The following is a 16,561-nucleotide window of genomic DNA, read 5'->3' as shown; positions in this document are numbered from 1 at the left end:
GTCGAGCCCAGTCGAAGGTCAAGAGGGCACGGAATGCGTATCGGCGAACTGGAAATCCGCAGCGGCACCAGCCGGCACACGCTGCGCTACTACGAGCGCATCGGCCTGTTGCGGGCCCGCCGGCGCGCCAACAACTACCGGGAGTACGACGAGCAGGCCGTGGCCGAACTGGCCTTCATCCGCCACGCCCAGGCCATGGGGTTTGCCCTGGAGGAATGCCGCGAACTGCTTGCCGCGCGGCGCAACCGACAACTGGACTGCACCCGAGGCGCCGTGCTGATCGCGGACAAGCTCGTCGTCCTGGAGGCCCGCATGGACGAACTGAGCCGGCTGCGCGAGCTGCTGGAAACCGAGCGCGAGCGCCTGTTGGCCAGCGCCGCGCAGCAGGCCGGCAACTGCCCGAAGCCGTCCGGATAGGCAGCGCCAGGCGCGCCGCGTAGACTCCCCGAGCACCGTATTCCAGGAGGCTCCATGGCACGTTATCCCTTATTGGTCATGCTGGCGTTGCTCGGCCTGGCCTGGCTGTTCGACCGCCTGCTGCCCGCGCCCCTGGGCCTGCCCGGACTGCCCTGGCTCGGCATAGCCCTGTTGCTGGCCGGGGGGCTGCTGCTGATCCTTGCCGCCGGGCTGTTCCGCGCACGCGGGACCACGGTAGACCCGACCCGCAGCCCCGATACCCTGGTCACTGACGGCCTCTACCGACTGTCACGCAATCCCATGTACCTGGGCATGCTGCTCGTACTGATCGGCTTCGCCTTGTGGCGTGATTCCTGGCCGGCGCTGCTCGGCCCGCTGGCCTTCTTCCTTTACATGAACCAGGTGGTGATTCCCCGCGAGGAACGCATGGTCGAAGGCCGCTTCGCCGAGCAGTTTCAGGCCTATCGGCAACGCACGCGGCGCTGGATCTGATCCCCGTCAAGGCCATGTGGGTGAACACGCGGAATGCTCTAGCACCGCTAGCTGACAGGAGCCACCCATGTACGAACTCGCCCTCCTCGCCCATGTGCTGGGCGCCACCGTCTGGACCGGCGGGCATCTGGTGCTGGCGCTGGCCATCCTGCCGAAGGTGCTGCGCAGCCGGGACCTGGAGTTCCTCCGCCGTTTCGAGTCCGCCTACGAACGCGTCGGCATCCCGGCGCTGATCGTACAGATCGCCAGTGGCCTGTACCTGGCGGCCCACTACCTGCCGGACCTGGCCGCGCTGGGCAACCGCGCCAACCCGGCCGCCAACCTGCTGCTGATCAAGCTCGCCCTGCTGCTGGCCACCGCGGCGCTGGCGGCCGATGCCCGGCTGCGCATCATTCCCCGGCTCGGCAACCACAACCTGACGGCGCTGGCCTGGCATGTATACCCCGTCACGCTGATCGCAGTGCTCTTCGTGCTGACCGGTGTAGGCTTCCGCCTCGGCTGGCTGGCCTGAGAACGGCTTCTGTGCGAGCATCCGGCCATCCGATCCTCGAAGAACAACAACATGATCCGATCCTTCGCCCCTACCGACATGGACGCCGTGCTCGGCGTCTGGCTGAACGCTTCCATCCAGGCCCACGACTTCATCGCCCCGGACTACTGGGTGGCGCGAGTCGGCGACATGCAGGAGGTCTACCTGCCGGCCGCCGAGTCCTATGTGTACGAGGAAAATGGCCAGGTGCTGGGTTTCCTGTCCCTCGTCGGCCCAACCCTGTCGGCGCTGTTCGTGGCGCCCGACCGCCAGGGTGAGGGCATCGGTGCACGCCTGCTCCAGCACGCCCAGCACCTGCGCCCGGAGCTCACGCTGCGCGTATACGCCGCCAACGCGCGCAGCATCGCCTTCTACGAGAAGCATGGCTTCCGCCGCCAGGTCCGCCAGCCGGACGAGCATACCGGCCACGAGGAATGGACCATGACCTGGGCCGACCCGGAAGCCGCCTGAATCTGCGCACCCTTGCCGGCTGCCGGCCGGCGCATCGTTCAGAATCGACCCCTGCTCGCACAGTCTCCCCGCCACCTGGAGTTCAACGGATGAATGCCGCACTGATTTTCTGGCCGGTTCTCGCCCAGATCGCCCTGACCCTTGCCATTTACATCGTCCTCGCCCGACGCAAGGCCGGAGCAGTCAAGTCCCGCGCCGTCAACATGAGGGAAGCCGCGCTGGACAACCGGGCCTGGCCGGAGTCGGTGGTCAAGGTGTCCAATAATCTGGCCAACCAGTTCGAATCCCCGGTGCTGTTCTACGCGCTGTGCCTGATGCTGCATGCCATCGACGGGGTCAGCCTGCCGGCGCTGTTGCTCGCCTGGCTGTACGTGGCGCTGCGCGTGGTGCATGCCGGTATTCACATCGGCTCGAACCAGCTTTCGCGCCGTATGCCGGTGTTCGTGCTCGGTACCGGCGTATTGCTGGCGCTCCTGGGGCTCAGCGCCTGGCAATTGGCGGCTAGCTGAACGGCGCCGGGTATCGGTTTTTCGACGCCATTTACCGGCGTTGCAATCTGTTCGTCACCTTGAGTTGAGACAACCCGAAACGAGATAGTCAGCTCGCGGCCTTCCAGTCCGCGACGGTTATCGGCACAATGCGCCCCCTCTTTGAAAAGGGGGGGCCTTGGCCGCCTCCGCCAGCCGACTCGCACGGGTTTACAGATGCTCAAGACGCCTTATTACCTGATCGACAAGCAGAAACTGCTGCCCAACCTGGAGAAGATCGCCTACGTGCGCGAGCACTCCGGGGCCAAGGCGCTGCTGGCGCTGAAGTGCTTCGCCACCTGGTCGGTGTTCGATCTGATGCACCAGTACATGGACGGCACCACTTCGTCCTCCCTGTACGAAGTGAAACTGGGCCGCGAGAAGTTTCCCGGCGAGACCCACGCCTACAGCGTGGCCTGGGCCGACGACGAGATCGAGGAAGTGCTGGCTGCCTCGGACAAGATCATCTTCAACTCCATCGGCCAGCTGCAGCGCTTCGAACAGGCTTCGGCCAATCATGTGCGCGGCCTGCGGGTGAATCCGGGCGTCAGCAGCTCCGATTTCATCCTCGCCGACCCGGCCCGTCCGCACAGCCGCCTGGGCGAGCACGACCCGGCGAAGATCGAGGCGGTGATCGGCAAGATCTCCGGCTTCATGTTCCACAACAACTGCGAGAACAGCAGTTTCGAGCTGTTCGACCAGATGCTGACCCATATCGAGGAGCGCTTCGGCCATCTGCTCAAGCAGGTGCAGTGGGTAAGCCTGGGTGGCGGTATTCACTTCACTGGCGAAGGCTACCCGCTGGATGCCTTCTGCGCGCGCCTGAAAGCCTTCGCCGAACGCCACGGCGTGCAGGTCTACCTGGAGCCGGGCGAGGCCGCGATCACCCTGAGCGCGTCGCTGGAAGTGACCGTGCTCGACACCCTCTACAACGGCAAGCACCTGGCGGTGGTGGACAGCTCTATCGAGGCGCACATGCTCGACCTGCTGATCTACCGCCTGAATGCCAAGATGGCACCCAGCGAGGGTGAGCACACCTACATGGTGTGCGGCAAATCCTGTCTGGCCGGAGACATCTTCGGCGAGTACCGGTTCGATCGTCCGCTGGCCATCGGCGATCGCCTGTCGTTCATCGACGCGGCAGGGTACACCATGGTCAAGAAAAACTGGTTCAACGGCCTGAAAATGCCGTCCATCGCCGTGCGGCAGCTCGATGGCAGCATCGAGCTGGTCCGTGAATTTGGTTACGACGACTACCTGTCCAGCCTTTCCTGAAGGCCGGCAGCGAGGGAGAAATAATTGAAGAAGAACGTACTGATCATTGGTGCAGGGGGTGTTGCCAAGGTAGTGGCTCACAAGTGCGCGCAGCACAACGACGAACTGGGTCGTATCGCCATTGCGTCGCGCAATCTCTCCAAATGTCAGGCCATCATCGACAGCGTTACGGCCAAGGGCAGCCTGAAACAGCCCGCCGAGATCAGGGCCTATGCCCTGGATGCGCTGGATATCGAGGCGACCAAGGCATTGATCCGCGAGACCGACTCGCAGATCGTCATCAATGTTGGCTCTGCCTTCCTCAATATGTCCGTGCTGCGCGCCTGCATGGAAACCGGCGCCGCCTACCTGGACACCGCCATCCACGAGGATCCGAGCAGGATCTGCGAGACCCCGCCGTGGTATGGCAACTACGAGTGGAAGCACCTGGACGAATGCCGAGAGAGAGGCATTACCGCCATTCTCGGCATCGGCTTTGACCCGGGCGTGGTCAACGCCTGGGCCGCGCTGGCCAACAAGCAGTACTTCGACCGGATCGACTCCATCGACATTCTCGACGTCAACGCCGGCTCGCACGGCAAGTACTTCGCAACCAACTTCGATCCGGAAATCAATTTCCGCGAATTCACCGGCACCGTGTGGAGCTGGCAGAACCGCCAGTGGACGCCGAACAGCATGTTCGAGGTCAAGCGTACCGATGACCTGCCGGTGGTCGGCGCGCAGAACCTGTACCTGACCGGCCATGACGAGGTGCATTCGCTGTCCAAGAACCTGGACGTGCCGAACATCCGCTTCTGGATGAGCTTTGGCGACCACTACATCAATGTATTCAGCGTGCTGAAGAACCTGGGCCTGCTCTCCGAGCAGCCGGTGAAGACTGCCGAGGGCCAGGAAGTGGTGCCCCTCAAGGTGGTCAAGGCCGTGCTGCCCGACCCGGCTTCGCTGGCGCCCGGCTACACCGGCAAGACCTGCATCGCCGACCTGGTGAAGGGCAGCAAGAATGGCCAACCGCGCGAAGTGCTGATCTACAACGTGGCCGACCACGAGGAAGCCTTCGCCGAGACCGACAGCCAGGGCATCTCCTACACTGCCGGCGTGCCGCCGGTGGCCGCCGCCCGCCTGATCGCCCGTGGCGACTGGGATGCGCGGCAGATGGTCAACGTGGAGGAGCTGCCGCCCGAGCCGTTCCTGACCCTGCTCGACCAGATGGGCCTGCCGACCCGCGTCAAGGACGAGCACGGCGACCGTCCCTGGAACGCCTGACCGTCACGTGCAATACGCATCGCCCGCCTTTCGGCGGGCGATGTCGTTTCAGGGGGCGCGGTGGCCAAGACTGCGCCTCGACCTCTACGGGCCTGGCCATCCTGTGGAGCGGCCTCAGCCGCGATGCTGTCAGTCCCCGCCGGCCAGCGCCCGCACATATGCCAGGTCGGCCGGGAGCGGCTGGTCTTGCCCCGCCGACACCCGCTCCAGGTAGTCGTCAACTTCCCGCCGCAGCGCCTGCTTGCGTTCGGGATTGCGCTCGACCGCCAGCGCCTGTTCGAGCGCACGAATCTTCAGCAGCGCCTGCGGCTCGGACCAGGCGCCACCGAATTTCTCCAGCGCGGCCAGATCGTCCAGCGCCGCCGTGTAGCGGCGCGCCTCCAGATTGGCGCGCACCACCTCCAGCGCCTCGCGGGGATAGCTCTTGAGCGTTGCGCAGATGCGCGAGATGTCCGGAGAGATCGCATCCGCCGGGTGGTTCACGCCGAACTCGTGCATGTAGATCGCGCAGTTGCCGCGCTGCTCACGCAGGTCGAGGTAGCGGTAGTTGCCCGCCTCCAGCGGCATCTGCTGGGCGGTGATGCGCAGATGCAGAATCACCGGATTGGCAAACCCCAGCGTACTCTCCGCATCGAGCAGACTCCCCAGCGCACCCTGATAGTCGCCTGCTGACAAGGCGGTGCGGGCTTCGGTGATGAGGGTGTCGACGCGATCGGAACGCGTGGCCTGCAGCGGCCCGGCCATTACCAGACCCAACAGGACAATGGCAGCGATGCGCTTCATGGCAATGCTCTCCGGACAAGGTTCCAGAAGGTAGCGCGCTGCCCTGGCCCGCCACAATTGGCGCAAAGGTCGCAGTCCTGGCGTTTGACTGGTGCCCACCGGCCACAAAAAAGCCCTCGCGAGGAGGGCTTGATCGGTTCCGCTGGCCGTTACTGCGGCTGGTGGATCGGCGCGTCCGGGTACCAGACGTCGATCAGCTCGCCAGCCACGCTGCGGGACAGGTCGCGATGGCCCTTGAGCCAGGCTTCGACCTGGGCGCGCTGTTCGGCGGTTACCGAACCACGACGGCCCAGGCAGACATAACCGTACTCATCCGCGCCAATGAAGCCCAGGCCGTTGGCCTCGATGGCCTGGTCCAGGAAATCGTCCATGGCGGCGTTACGCTCGGCGTCGCTGATGCCGTCGCGGTAGTTCAGTTGCACTTCGAAGCCCAGTTCCTGGAATTCGTCGACGCAGAGTTTCTTGCGCAGGCGGCGGGATCTAGCCATGGGGTGTCTCCTCAATAAAGTGGCGGGCACTCTACCGGCTTTAGCGTCGCCCATGCAAATTCTTCACCCGGGCCGAAACCCAGCAACCACGCGGACTCACACGCAGGCGTCCAGAAAACCGGACAGACGAGTCCAGGTTTCTGGACGAACAGACACCGATACCCGTCGCGCATGTCCAGATTTCCGGATGTGCTTGTCGCTCCATATTCTTACTTATTGATTTAAAAAGGATTTTCAGAACAGGTATGAAACCTGCTTGGCTCCCTTCGCCACCTGCCGGTGCCCTTGCAGCGTTCCATCGCAGCAGCGAACCGGACGTGATCTGCGCTACTGTCCGACCGGTAGCACATACAAAAACAACAAGAAGGAACTCAGCATGTCCATGAAGCAACAGCTTTCCCGCCTGACCTTCAGTGTTACCGCCGCTACGCTGCTCACCAGCACCCTGCTGGCCAGCCCGGTGATGGCCAGCGAGAAGATCCGCTGGCAGGTACCGCTGGCCTTCCCGTCCCACCTTGTCGGCCTGACCACCCCGGTCAAGCATCTCTCCGAATCGCTCAAGACCATCTCGGGCGGCAACATCCAGCTGCGCTACTACGAGCCCGGCGAACTGGTGCCGCCGTTCGAGATCATGAATGCGGTGAGCACCGGCAAGTATCCGGCCGGCTATACCTGGGTCGGCTATGACCAAGGCACCATCCCGGCCCTGCCGCTGTATTCCGGCGCACCGTTCAACATGGAACCGCCGGCGCACCTGGCGTGGTACTACCAGGGCGACGGCAAGAAGCTGCTCGAGGAAATCTATGCCCAGCGCAACATCCATCCGATGCTGTGCAGCATCATCGGCCCGGAAGGCGCCGGCTGGTTCGCCAAGCCCATCGAGAAGCTGGGCGACATCGACGGCCTGCGCATCCGCTTCGCCGGCATCGGCGGCAAGGTGCTGGAAAAGCTCGGCGCCTCGGTGACCATGGTGCCCGGCGGGGAGATCTACCAGGCGCTGGAACGCAAGACCATCGACGCCACCGAATTCTCGCAGCCGGCGGTGGACAAGATGCTGGGCCTGGACCAGATCATCAAGAACTACATCATGCCCGGCTGGCACCAGACGCTGACCACCTCGCACCTGCTGGTCAACAAGGATGTCTGGGACAAGCTCAAGCCGGAAAGTCGCGCGCTCATCGAGATGGGCTGCGAGGCGGCCACCCTCAAGGGTTTCGCCGAGAGCGAGTGGGCCCAGCCGACTGCCCTGCGTGACTATCAGCAGCAGGGCGTGAAGGCCCAGGTGCTGCCCGAGCCGGTGCTGCGCGAGCTGCAGAGGGTGACCGACGAGGTGCTCGACGAAATGGCCGCCAAGGACGAGATGTTCAAGCGCGTGCTGACCAGCCAGCGCGAGTTCATGAAGCATCACTCGATCTGGCACGGCATGGGTTACCTGCCGCGCGACTACTACCAGTACGACTGACGGCTGCGCGCCCGTGAGCGGGCACGGCAACGTGCCCGCTTCTCAATCCCCGTGTCGAGATTCCGAGGTCGCCGTGTCCTTCAAGCCCGTCTCTCCCGATACGGCAGCGCCCGAGGCGCTGCCGTACAACCGCATCTCGCGGCCACTGGATCGCCTGCTGACCGCCATCGGCCAGGCCAGCGCCTGGCTCTGGCTGGTGGTTCTGCTGGTGGTGCTGGCCAACGTGTTCAGTCGCTTCATTCTCTCGCGCGGCTCCATTGCGCTGGAGGAACTGTCCTGGCACCTGTTCGGCGCCGCCGTGATGCTGTCCCTCGCCTACGCGGTGGTGCGCGACGACCACGTGCGCGTCGACGTGCTGCGTGAACGCTTCAGCCTGCGCAGCCAGGCCTGGATCGAGCTACTCGCCATTGTGTTGCTGGCGCTGCCGGTGATCCTGCTGATGATCGATGCGCTGGTCCCCTACGCCTACCAGGCCTACCTGTACAACGAGCGTTCCCAGGCACCCAGCGGGCTGCCCTATCGCTTCATCTTCAAGAGCGTGCTGCCGCTGGGGCTGCTGCTGGTGGCGCTGGCGCTGCTCTCCCGCGCACTGCGCTGCAGCACGCTGTTGTTCCATTTCCCGCGGGCCCTGGCGGCCCCCTCGGACGACCGCGACCGCGCTCGTTCGCAGCCCTGATGGAGAAGTCGCAATCATGGGTCTGGAAGAAATTCTCGTCATCGCCATGTTCGCCAGCTTCATGGGCCTGCTGCTGCTCGGCTTCCCGGTCGCCTGGTCGCTGGCCGGCATCGGCCTGCTGTTTGCGGTGCTCGGCTATGTACTGGTCGATCACTTCGACGCCGATCTCTGGTTCACCTGGGACGGCACCATCGGCGTCCTGGACGCGCGCATCTACGGCATCGTCGCCAACGAGCTGATGGTCGCCCTGCCGCTGTTCATCTTCATGGGCATCATGCTCGACCGCTCGGGCATCGCCGAACGGCTGATGCACAGCCTGGTACGGGTCCTCGGCCCGCTGCGCGGCGGCTACGCGGTGACCGTGGTGGTGGTCGGCATCCTGCTCGCCGCGTCCACCGGCATCGTCGGCGCCTCGGTGGCGCTGCTCGGCATGCTGTCGCTCGGACCGATGCTGCAGGCCAACTACAACAAGAGCCTGGCGGTAGGCACCGCCTGTTCGGTGGGCACGCTGGGCATCCTGATTCCGCCAAGCATCATGCTGGTGCTGATGGCCGATCGCCTCGGAACTTCCGAGGCCTCGGTGGGCAAGCTGTTCATGGGCGCGCTGATCCCGGGGATGCTGCTGGCGCTGATGTACGTGCTGTACATCGTGATCGTCGCCTGGCTGAAGAAAGACTTCGCCCCGGCACCCGCCAACCGGCAGAAGCTCGACGGCCGCGCCCTGCTCGACGTGTTCCGGGCCGTGGTGCCGCCGCTGGCGCTGATCTTCGCCGTGCTCGGCTCGATCTTCTTCGGCATCGCCACCACCACCGAGGCCTCGGCAGTCGGCGCGGCCGGCGCGCTGTTGATGGCGGCCGGCGGCCGTCGCCTGAGCCTTTCGGTGCTCAAGGACGCCCTCTACCAGACCAGCCGCACCGCCGCCTTCATCTTCGGCATCTTCATCGGCGCCACAGTGTTCGCCGCCGTGCTGCGCGGCCTGGGCGGTGATGACGTGATCCGTGCCGCGCTGACCGGCCTGCCGTTCGGCCAGACCGGCGTGCTGCTCACGGTGCTGGCGATCACCTTCCTGCTGGGGTTCTTCCTCGACTGGGTGGAGATCACCCTGATCATCCTGCCGCTGGTGGCGCCGGTGCTGTTCTCCATGGGCGTCGATCCCCTGTGGTTCGCAATCCTCTTCGCGCTGTGCCTGCAGACCTCGTTCCTCACCCCACCCGTGGGCTTCGCACTCTTCTATATCAAGGGCGTCTGCCCGCCGGGCATCAGCACCCGCCACATCTACCTGGGTGTGGCGCCCTTCATCGCCCTGCAACTGCTCGGCATGGCCCTGGTGTTCTACTTCGAGCCCCTGGCCACCTGGCTGCCCAACGAGGTGTATGGCGGCCCCTGATCCCCGGCTGTACCGCCTTGCCCGCGCGGCGAGGCGGCTCCCATAATCCCCCGTCACCCTCGGAAGCCCAGCTGCCATGGCCATCTCCAGCAACGACCTCGACCAGCACGGCCTGATCGTCGGGGTATCTCCCGAGCGCTTTCGCGCGGTGGCGATGCCCCTGCTGTTCGATCACCTTGATGCGCAGTGCGAAGGCACCATCGCCGTGAACCGCCAGGCGCGAATCGTCTGGATCAACGACAAATACGCAGAGAAGCTCGGCATCAGTCCGCCGCACAGCGTGCTCGGCAAGGAGATCGAAGAGGTGTTGCCGGCCAGCCGCCTGCGCGAGGTGGTCGAGAGCGGCCAACCGAGCATGCTCGATCTGATGGCCTTCGGCAGCGAGCACTTTGTGGTCACGCGCATCCCGCTGCGCGACAAGGACGGCACCCTGGTGGGTGCGCTGGGCTTCGTGCTGCTGGATCGCGCGCACCAGCTCAAACCGCTGATGGCCAAGTACAACAGCCTGCAGAATCAACTGCTGGCTACCCAGAGTGAGCTGGCCAAGGCACGCCGCGCCCGCTACACCATCGCCGGCTTCATCGGCGGCAGCGCCGCCGCCAGCGAGGTCAAGCGCCAGGCCCGGCGCGCCGCACAGCTGGACGCCACGGTGTTGCTGCGCGGCGAGACGGGCACCGGCAAGGAGCTGCTGGCGCAGGGCATCCACAACCTGTCGCCGCGCGCCAACGGCCCGTTCGTGGCGGTCAACGTCGCCGCCATTCCCGAAACCCTGGTCGAGGCCGAGCTGTTCGGCACCGCGCCGGGCGCCTTCACCGGTGCCGATCGCAAGGCGCGCATCGGCAAGTTCGAGGTGGCCAACGGTGGCACGCTGTTCCTCGACGAGATCGGCGACCTGCCGCTGGCATTGCAGGCCAAGCTGCTGCGTGTGCTGCAGGAGCAGGAAGTCGAGCCGCTCGGCTCCAACCAGGTCAAGCCGCTCAACGTAAGGGTGATCGCCGCGACCCATATCGACCTGGAGGCCAAGGTCGCCGCGGGGCAGTTCCGCGCCGACCTCTACTACCGCCTGAATGTGCTGGCGCTCCACGTGCCGCCGCTACGCGACCGTCGCGAGGATATCCCGGCGCTGGCCGAACACCTGCTCGACGACATCGCCAACCGCTCCGGCCAGGCGCCCCGGGAGCTGAGCCGCGAAGCCCTGATGTTGCTGGTCCGGCAGCCGTGGAACGGCAACGTGCGGGAGCTGCGCAACCTGCTGGAGCGGGTACAGTTGGATGCCGACGGCCCAGTGCTGGAGGCGGCGCAACTGCTGCCACTGCTGGCTACGCGCGGCGCACCGTTGCCCGTCACGGCGGCCGCCAACCCAACGCCGCAGGCTGCGCCACCCGCTGACGAACCCCAGCAGCCGCTGCAGCCCTTGGCGCACAGCATCGCGGCAGCCGAGCGCCGCGCGCTGCAGCACGCCCTGGCGACCTGCAACGGCAATCGCCGGCGCGCCGCCAGCGAACTGGGCATCTCCCGCGCCAGCCTGTACAGCAAGCTGCAGCAGCACGGCCTGGGCACGCGCCGCTAGGCACCTACTGGGCCACCCAGCCGCCATCCATGTTCCAGGCCGCACCACGCACCTGGGCGGCGGCCTCGCTGCACAGGAATACCGCCAGCTCACCGAGCTGTTCGGGGGTGACGAACTCCCGGGACGGCTGCTTCTCCGCCAGCAGGTCATGGCGCGCCTCGTCGGGGCTGGCACCGGCCTCGATGCGCGCCTGAATCTGCTGCTGCACCAGGGGCGTCAGCACCCAGCCGGGACAGATCGCGTTGCAGGTGATCGGCGTGGTCGCGGTTTCCAGGGCGATGCTCTTGGTCAGGCCGATGACCCCGTGCTTGGCGGCCACATAGGCGCTCTTGCCGGCGGAAGCCACCAGCCCATGGGTGGAGGCGATATTGAGGATGCGCCCCCAGCCGCGCTGGCGCATGCCCGGCAGCACCAGGCGCGAGGTATGGAATACCGAGGACAGGTTGATGGCGATGATGGCGTCCCAGCGCTCCACCGGAAACGCCTCCACCGCGGCGACATGCTGGATGCCGGCGTTGTTGACCAGGATGTCGGGGCCACCAAAGGTCCGTTCGACGTAGGCGATCATCTCGGCGATCTGCTGCGCATCGGCCATGTCCGCCGGGTAGTGGCCGACTCGCGTGCCATGGCGGCCAAGCTCGGCAAGCACGCCTTCGACGTCGCCGAAGCCATTGATCACCACTGCGGCACCGGCCGCGGCCAGACGGTGGGCGATGCCCAGGCCGATGCCGCTGGTGGCGCCGGTGACCAGTGCGATCTTGCCTTTGAGATTCATGTGGGGTTCTCCTGCCGATGACGACCCGCCGGGGGCGCCTGCCCGTGGACGGCGCCTTAGTCTGAACTCCCTACAGCGAAAGACGTGCCAGACCGTCCGCAACTCCCCGCCGACACCCAAAGGCCAGGCGCCACGCGGCTTTGCCGCTGCTCTGGCACTGCCGCAGCGACGCAGAGGGCCTGAAAAGACGTCCGGTTCGCTGGACATGTTCAGCAGCAGCAAGCGACTGTCCAGGGATCTGGACAACCGCACGCGACCTCCGCCAAGCGGTTGTGCACGACACCCGTCGGATACTGGCCGGCGCGGACAAACTTCGTCCTTGCAGGCGATGACTAAGCTGCATACCGGACGCGTGCCGATTCTCCCGGAAGCCCGCATGAAACCATGGCTGCATCCCCTACTGCTGGGGGGCCTGCTGACGACCACGACGCTGCTCGCTGCCCCTCCCGTGTGGGCGGCGGAGCGACAGGTGCTCCCTGTAAAAGTCCAGCAGGCCTTGCGCCAGCACAAGCTGGACGGCCAGGCACTGTCGCTGGTGGCCATCCCGCTCAACGGTCCCGGCCAGATCACCGCCTACAACGCCGACGTGCCAGTCAATCCCGCGTCCACCATCAAGCTGGTCACCACCTACGCCGCGCTGGAGCTGCTCGGTCCCGCCCACACCTGGACGACCGAGCTGTATGCCGATGGGCCGCTGCGCGACGGTGTGCTGCACGGCAATCTCTACCTCAAGGGTGGTGGCGATCCCAAGCTGAACATGGAACGCCTCTGGCTGCTGTTGCGCGACCTGCGCAGCCATGGGGTTAACACCATAAGCGGCGACCTGGTGCTGGACCGCAGCCATTTCCTGCAGCCCGCCCTGCCGGAATTCGACGATGACGGCGGTGACGCCAACCGCCCGTATCTGGTGGCGCCGGATTCCCTGCTGATCAATCTCAACGCCCAGCGTTTCAGCGTGCGCAGCGAAGGTGGCCAGGTGCATGTGAGCGCCGAACCGCCACTGGACGCGGTGCGCATCGACAATCGCGTGCGCCCGCTGCCGGCCCGCGCCACCTGCCCGGCCTGGCCGCAGGTGAGTTACCGGCCGGTTCACCAGGGCGACAGCGTGACCCTGGTGATCACTGGCGAGCTGGCCCAGGGCTGCAAGGCACACACCTATCTAGCGCTGCTCGATCATCCGCAATATGCGGCGGGTACCGTGCGGGCCATCTGGCGCGAGCTGGGCGGCACCCTGCTGGGCGCCAACCGTATCGACCGCGTGCCGGAGGATGCGCGCCTGCTGGTGCGCGCCGAATCGCCGGACCTGGTGGAGGTCATCCGCGACATCAACAAATACAGCAACAACACCATGGCCCGGCAGCTGTTCCTCAGCCTGGGCGCCGCCTTCCGTACAGGACAGGACAGTGACGATGCGGCCGCCGCGCAACGGGTGATTCGCCAGTGGCTCGAACGCAAGGGGCTGCCGGTGGCACGGCTGGTGCTGGAAAACGGCTCGGGCCTGTCGCGCAGCGAGCGGGTCACTGCCCGGGGCCTGGCCAGCCTGTTGCAGTCGGCCTGGCAGAGCCCGTTCGCCGCCGAGTTCATTTCCTCCATGCCGCTGGCGGCGCTGGACGGTACCATGCGCAAACGCCTGCAGGACACCGCCGTGGCCGGCAAGGCGCACATCAAGACCGGCACCCTGAACAACGTGCGCGCCATCGCCGGCTACAGCCGCGACGTGAACGGTAGCAGCTGGGCGGTGGTGGCCATCCTCAACCACCCGCGCCCCTGGGGCGCCTCGGCAGTGCTGGACCAGGTGCTGCTGTCGATATACGAGCAGCCGCGCGAGCGGCGCAGCACCGCGCGACGCTGAGGTCAGGTCGCCAGGCGCACCTGATCGCGACCTGCGCGCTTGGCTGCGTAGAGCGCGGCGTCGGCACGGTTGAGCAAATCATCGGCGGTTTCGCCGGTATGCCATTGCGCTACGCCAAAACTGGCGGTGACGCGCCCCACTTCTTCGATCGATTCGCCAGCCAGCAGCGCCCGCAGCGCCTCGGCCAGGGTCGCCGCCTGGGACAGGCTGGTCTGGGCGCACAGCACGGCGAATTCCTCACCACCCAACCGGCACAGCAGGTCGCTACGCCGCAGGCGCGCTCCCAGCCGCTGGCAGCACGCCTGCAGTACCCGGTCACCGGCGGCGTGGCCAAACTGGTCGTTGATCTGCTTGAAATGGTCGATATCGAACATCAGCAGTGACAGGCCGGCTTCACGCCGCCCGGCCAGTGAGATGGCCTGCGCCAGGCGCTCCTGGAAGTAGCGGCGGTTGAACACCCCGGTCAGGCCATCGGTTTCCGAGAGCTGGCGCAACTCCTGTTCGGTGTCCTTGAGCGGCGTGATATCCGACAGGAAGCCGTGCCAGAGAACGCCACCATCGGCACCGCGCTCCGGCATGGCCTCGCAGCGGAACCAGCGCTGTCCCTGGCTGGGCAGCAGGCAACGCAGCTCCGTCTGCCACAGGGTCAGGTGTTGCGCGGAATCCTGCAGGCCGTCGCGCAGTCGCGGGTAGTCTTCCGGGTGCACAAGGCGGAACATACGCTGGGCATCGGAACGCACATCGGTGGGGTCCAGCTCGTAGAGGCCGGACAGCGCGGCACTGGCGTACGGCACGCTGAAATGGCCGTTGGGCGCGCGGTGCAGCTGGAAGATGATGCCCGGCACGCGCTGGGTCAGCTTCTGCAACAGGTGGTCGCGCTCCTCCAGCGCCGCACGGCTGCGCCGGCGCTCGGTGGCGTCGGTGGCGATGCCCAGGTAGCCGACCGCCTGGTCGTATTCGTCGCGGATACTGGTGGTGATGAGGTCGACGACCAGATGGCCACCATCACTGCGCAGGTACGTCCATTCCTGGCTGGTGCGGCAGTCCGCAGTCAGTTCCTGCAGGCTACGCCGCGACCCGGACGGCGCGGCGTGATCGTCCAGATCCTCGGCGCGGCACAGACGCTCGATCGGCTGCCCGATCATCTGCTCCGCGCGGTAGCCCAGCATGCGTTCGGCACCGACGTTGAAACGCTGGATGAGTCCCTGCAGGTCGGTGGCGATGATCAACACATGGGTCGTGGCCCTGAGCAGGGCATCGAGCTCGCCCAGGGTGCGGTTCAACTGCAGCTCGGTGTGCTTGCGGCCATCGATATCCGTATGCACGCCGATCATGCGCAACGGCTGGTCCTGAGCATCGCGCAGCACCACTTGCCCGCGACTGAGGATCCACTTCCAACTGCCGTCCTTGCAGTACAGACGGTACTCGTAGGCGACCGACTCCGTGGCGCCGGACATGTGGCGCTCCAGAGCCCGCAGCGCCTGGTGCCGGTCCAGCGGGTGGATCAGTTCGAGCCATTCCTGGTAGGTGCCCTCGATCTCCCCGTCGGCGTAGCCGAGCATGTGCTTCCAGGTCGGCGAGAAGTAGGCGCGGCCCGTCTGACATTCCCAGTCCCAGACGCCATCACCCGCTCCCTCCAGGGCGAAGTGCCAGCGCCGCTCGCTGAGGCGCAGCTCTTCCTGACTGGTCTGCAACTCCCGCTGGCTGGCCTGCAGTTCAGCCGTGCGCACCGCCACCAGGCGGCGGGTGCGTTGCCGCTCACTGAGCAACGAGCCCAGAAATCCGGCCGCCAGCAGGCTGACCAGACCACCCAGCAGGAAGACCCACACACCCACCGATCCTCCATGCTGGTGCATGAAGGCGAACTGCGGGCGCAGGCTGACGGCGAACAGTCGGTCGGCCATGGGCAGCATCCGGTGGTACTCCAGCGCGCTGCTCTCGGCTGGCTCGCCTGCCGAGTGGAGCAAGCGGGGCTGCTCGGCGTCGCTCAGGTCCCAGAGTTCGGTGTACAGCCCTTCGGTACTGCCGTGCTCGGCCAGCACCTCGTCCAGCAGCAGGGCAGAGGAAACGAAACCCAGCAGTTCACCCGCACGCAGTACCGGGGCCATCACCACCAGGGCCTGGCCATAGGGGGTGACAGGCGACAGCGTCAGCACGGTGGAGACCAGCCCCTCACGCTCGCGCGCCCGTTGCAGGATCTCCCGCCTGCCTGGATGGGACGCCAGGTCCAGGCCTGGCAGGCGTTCACCCAGATGGCGCGAACCTACGTAGCGCACCGGAAAATACTCGTCACGCACCCCGGCCGGGCGAAGCGCACCTCGCTCATCCACTTCGCGCAGACCGTTCGCGCCACCCTGCTCGCGCAACCGGGCCTCGAAGGCCGGCCGCTGCTCGTGGGTCACGCGGGGCATCCAGATAAAACCTAGGCTGTCGGCCAACAGGTGCTCGGTCGCCAGGGCGAAGGCTCCGGGGCCCTGGTCGCCGGCCAGGCTCAGGTGGCGGCTGAGGGATTCGACCTGCTGCTGACTGGTCTTGAACTGGTTGGCGATCCGCGACACACGCTCGCCGGCCAGACGCTGGAATTGATCCTGCAT

16 protein-coding genes are annotated in these 16,561 nt (G+C 66.0%); 12 read left to right on the top strand and 4 right to left on the bottom strand.

The window, feature by feature from the left end; genetic code table 11:
- Window positions 1–33: 33 nt before the first annotated feature.
- The 7 genes from PT85_RS07455 (at window position 34) to PT85_RS07425 (ending at window position 4,974) form a co-directional block, all read left to right on the top strand.
- Window positions 34–417, top strand: a complete 384-nt coding sequence (locus tag PT85_RS07455) for a MerR family transcriptional regulator (protein WP_039606306.1) — start codon at window positions 34–36, stop codon at window positions 415–417.
- 54 nt (window positions 418–471) lie between these two features.
- Window positions 472–909: a methyltransferase family protein gene (locus PT85_RS07450; RefSeq protein WP_065365786.1), complete on the top strand. Its 438-nt coding sequence runs from the start codon at window positions 472–474 to the stop codon at window positions 907–909.
- A 67-nt stretch (window positions 910–976) separates the two neighbouring features.
- A complete protein-coding gene (locus PT85_RS07445) occupies window positions 977–1,420 on the top strand; it encodes a CopD family protein (RefSeq protein WP_039606304.1) in 444 nt (147 codons plus the stop codon).
- Between the two features lie 51 nt (window positions 1,421–1,471).
- The gene (locus PT85_RS07440) at window positions 1,472–1,909 is read left to right on the top strand and encodes an N-acetyltransferase (protein ID WP_039606303.1); all 438 of its coding nucleotides are present in this window, start codon (window positions 1,472–1,474) and stop codon (window positions 1,907–1,909) included.
- Between the two features lie 89 nt (window positions 1,910–1,998).
- Window positions 1,999–2,418 carry an MAPEG family protein gene (locus PT85_RS07435; RefSeq protein ID WP_039606302.1) on the top strand — a complete coding sequence of 140 codons (420 nt, stop codon included), beginning with the start codon at window positions 1,999–2,001 and terminating at the stop codon, window positions 2,416–2,418.
- Window positions 2,419–2,613: 195 nt separating this feature from the next.
- Window positions 2,614–3,711: a carboxynorspermidine decarboxylase gene (locus PT85_RS07430; RefSeq protein WP_027589705.1), complete on the top strand. Its 1,098-nt coding sequence runs from the start codon at window positions 2,614–2,616 to the stop codon at window positions 3,709–3,711.
- A gap of 24 nt (window positions 3,712–3,735) precedes the next feature.
- Window positions 3,736–4,974, top strand: a complete 1,239-nt coding sequence (locus tag PT85_RS07425; protein WP_027589704.1) for a saccharopine dehydrogenase family protein — start codon at window positions 3,736–3,738, stop codon at window positions 4,972–4,974.
- Window positions 4,975–5,103: 129 nt separating this feature from the next.
- Here the strand turns inward: PT85_RS07425 and PT85_RS07420 are convergent, their stop codons facing one another.
- Together PT85_RS07420 and PT85_RS07415 are read right to left on the bottom strand one after the other, a co-directional pair.
- A complete protein-coding gene (locus PT85_RS07420; RefSeq protein ID WP_027589703.1) occupies window positions 5,104–5,757 on the bottom strand; it encodes a hypothetical protein in 654 nt (217 codons plus the stop codon).
- A 149-nt stretch (window positions 5,758–5,906) separates the two neighbouring features.
- A complete protein-coding gene (locus PT85_RS07415; protein ID WP_027589702.1) occupies window positions 5,907–6,245 on the bottom strand; it encodes a YggL 50S ribosome-binding family protein in 339 nt (112 codons plus the stop codon).
- Window positions 6,246–6,621: 376 nt separating this feature from the next.
- Between PT85_RS07415 and PT85_RS07410 the strand changes: the two genes are divergently transcribed.
- From PT85_RS07410 to PT85_RS07395, 4 genes are all read left to right on the top strand, one after another.
- Window positions 6,622–7,707, top strand: coding sequence for a TRAP transporter substrate-binding protein (locus tag PT85_RS07410; protein WP_027589701.1), 1,086 nt, complete (start codon window positions 6,622–6,624; stop codon window positions 7,705–7,707).
- A gap of 73 nt (window positions 7,708–7,780) precedes the next feature.
- Window positions 7,781–8,383 carry a TRAP transporter small permease subunit gene (locus PT85_RS07405; RefSeq protein WP_027589700.1) on the top strand — a complete coding sequence of 201 codons (603 nt, stop codon included), beginning with the start codon at window positions 7,781–7,783 and terminating at the stop codon, window positions 8,381–8,383.
- A 16-nt stretch (window positions 8,384–8,399) separates the two neighbouring features.
- On the top strand, window positions 8,400–9,770 hold the full coding sequence (locus PT85_RS07400) for a TRAP transporter large permease (protein WP_027589699.1): 1,371 nt from the start codon (window positions 8,400–8,402) through the stop codon (window positions 9,768–9,770).
- 76 nt (window positions 9,771–9,846) lie between these two features.
- Entirely contained in the window at window positions 9,847–11,340 is a 1,494-nt protein-coding gene (locus PT85_RS07395) for a sigma-54 interaction domain-containing protein (RefSeq protein ID WP_039561766.1), read from the top strand.
- 4 nt (window positions 11,341–11,344) lie between these two features.
- Here the strand turns inward: PT85_RS07395 and PT85_RS07390 are convergent, their stop codons facing one another.
- Entirely contained in the window at window positions 11,345–12,115 is a 771-nt protein-coding gene (locus PT85_RS07390) for a 3-hydroxybutyrate dehydrogenase (RefSeq protein WP_027589697.1), read from the bottom strand.
- Between the two features lie 376 nt (window positions 12,116–12,491).
- Here PT85_RS07390 and dacB point away from each other — a divergent pair, with 376 nt between their 5' ends.
- The gene (dacB, locus tag PT85_RS07385) at window positions 12,492–13,967 is read left to right on the top strand and encodes a D-alanyl-D-alanine carboxypeptidase/D-alanyl-D-alanine endopeptidase (protein WP_082013038.1); all 1,476 of its coding nucleotides are present in this window, start codon (window positions 12,492–12,494) and stop codon (window positions 13,965–13,967) included.
- 2 nt (window positions 13,968–13,969) lie between these two features.
- On the opposite strand, the gene PT85_RS07380 is transcribed toward dacB, so the two are convergent.
- The gene (locus PT85_RS07380) at window positions 13,970–16,561 is read right to left on the bottom strand and encodes a sensor domain-containing diguanylate cyclase (protein ID WP_052237630.1); all 2,592 of its coding nucleotides are present in this window, start codon (window positions 16,559–16,561) and stop codon (window positions 13,970–13,972) included.

The organism is Pseudomonas flexibilis (assembly GCF_000806415.1).
In the GTDB taxonomy this organism is placed as follows: Bacteria; Pseudomonadota; Gammaproteobacteria; order Pseudomonadales; family Pseudomonadaceae; genus Serpens; species Serpens flexibilis.
Note: the sequence above shows the minus strand (reverse complement) of the source record. Positions and strands in the feature narration are given on the sequence as shown.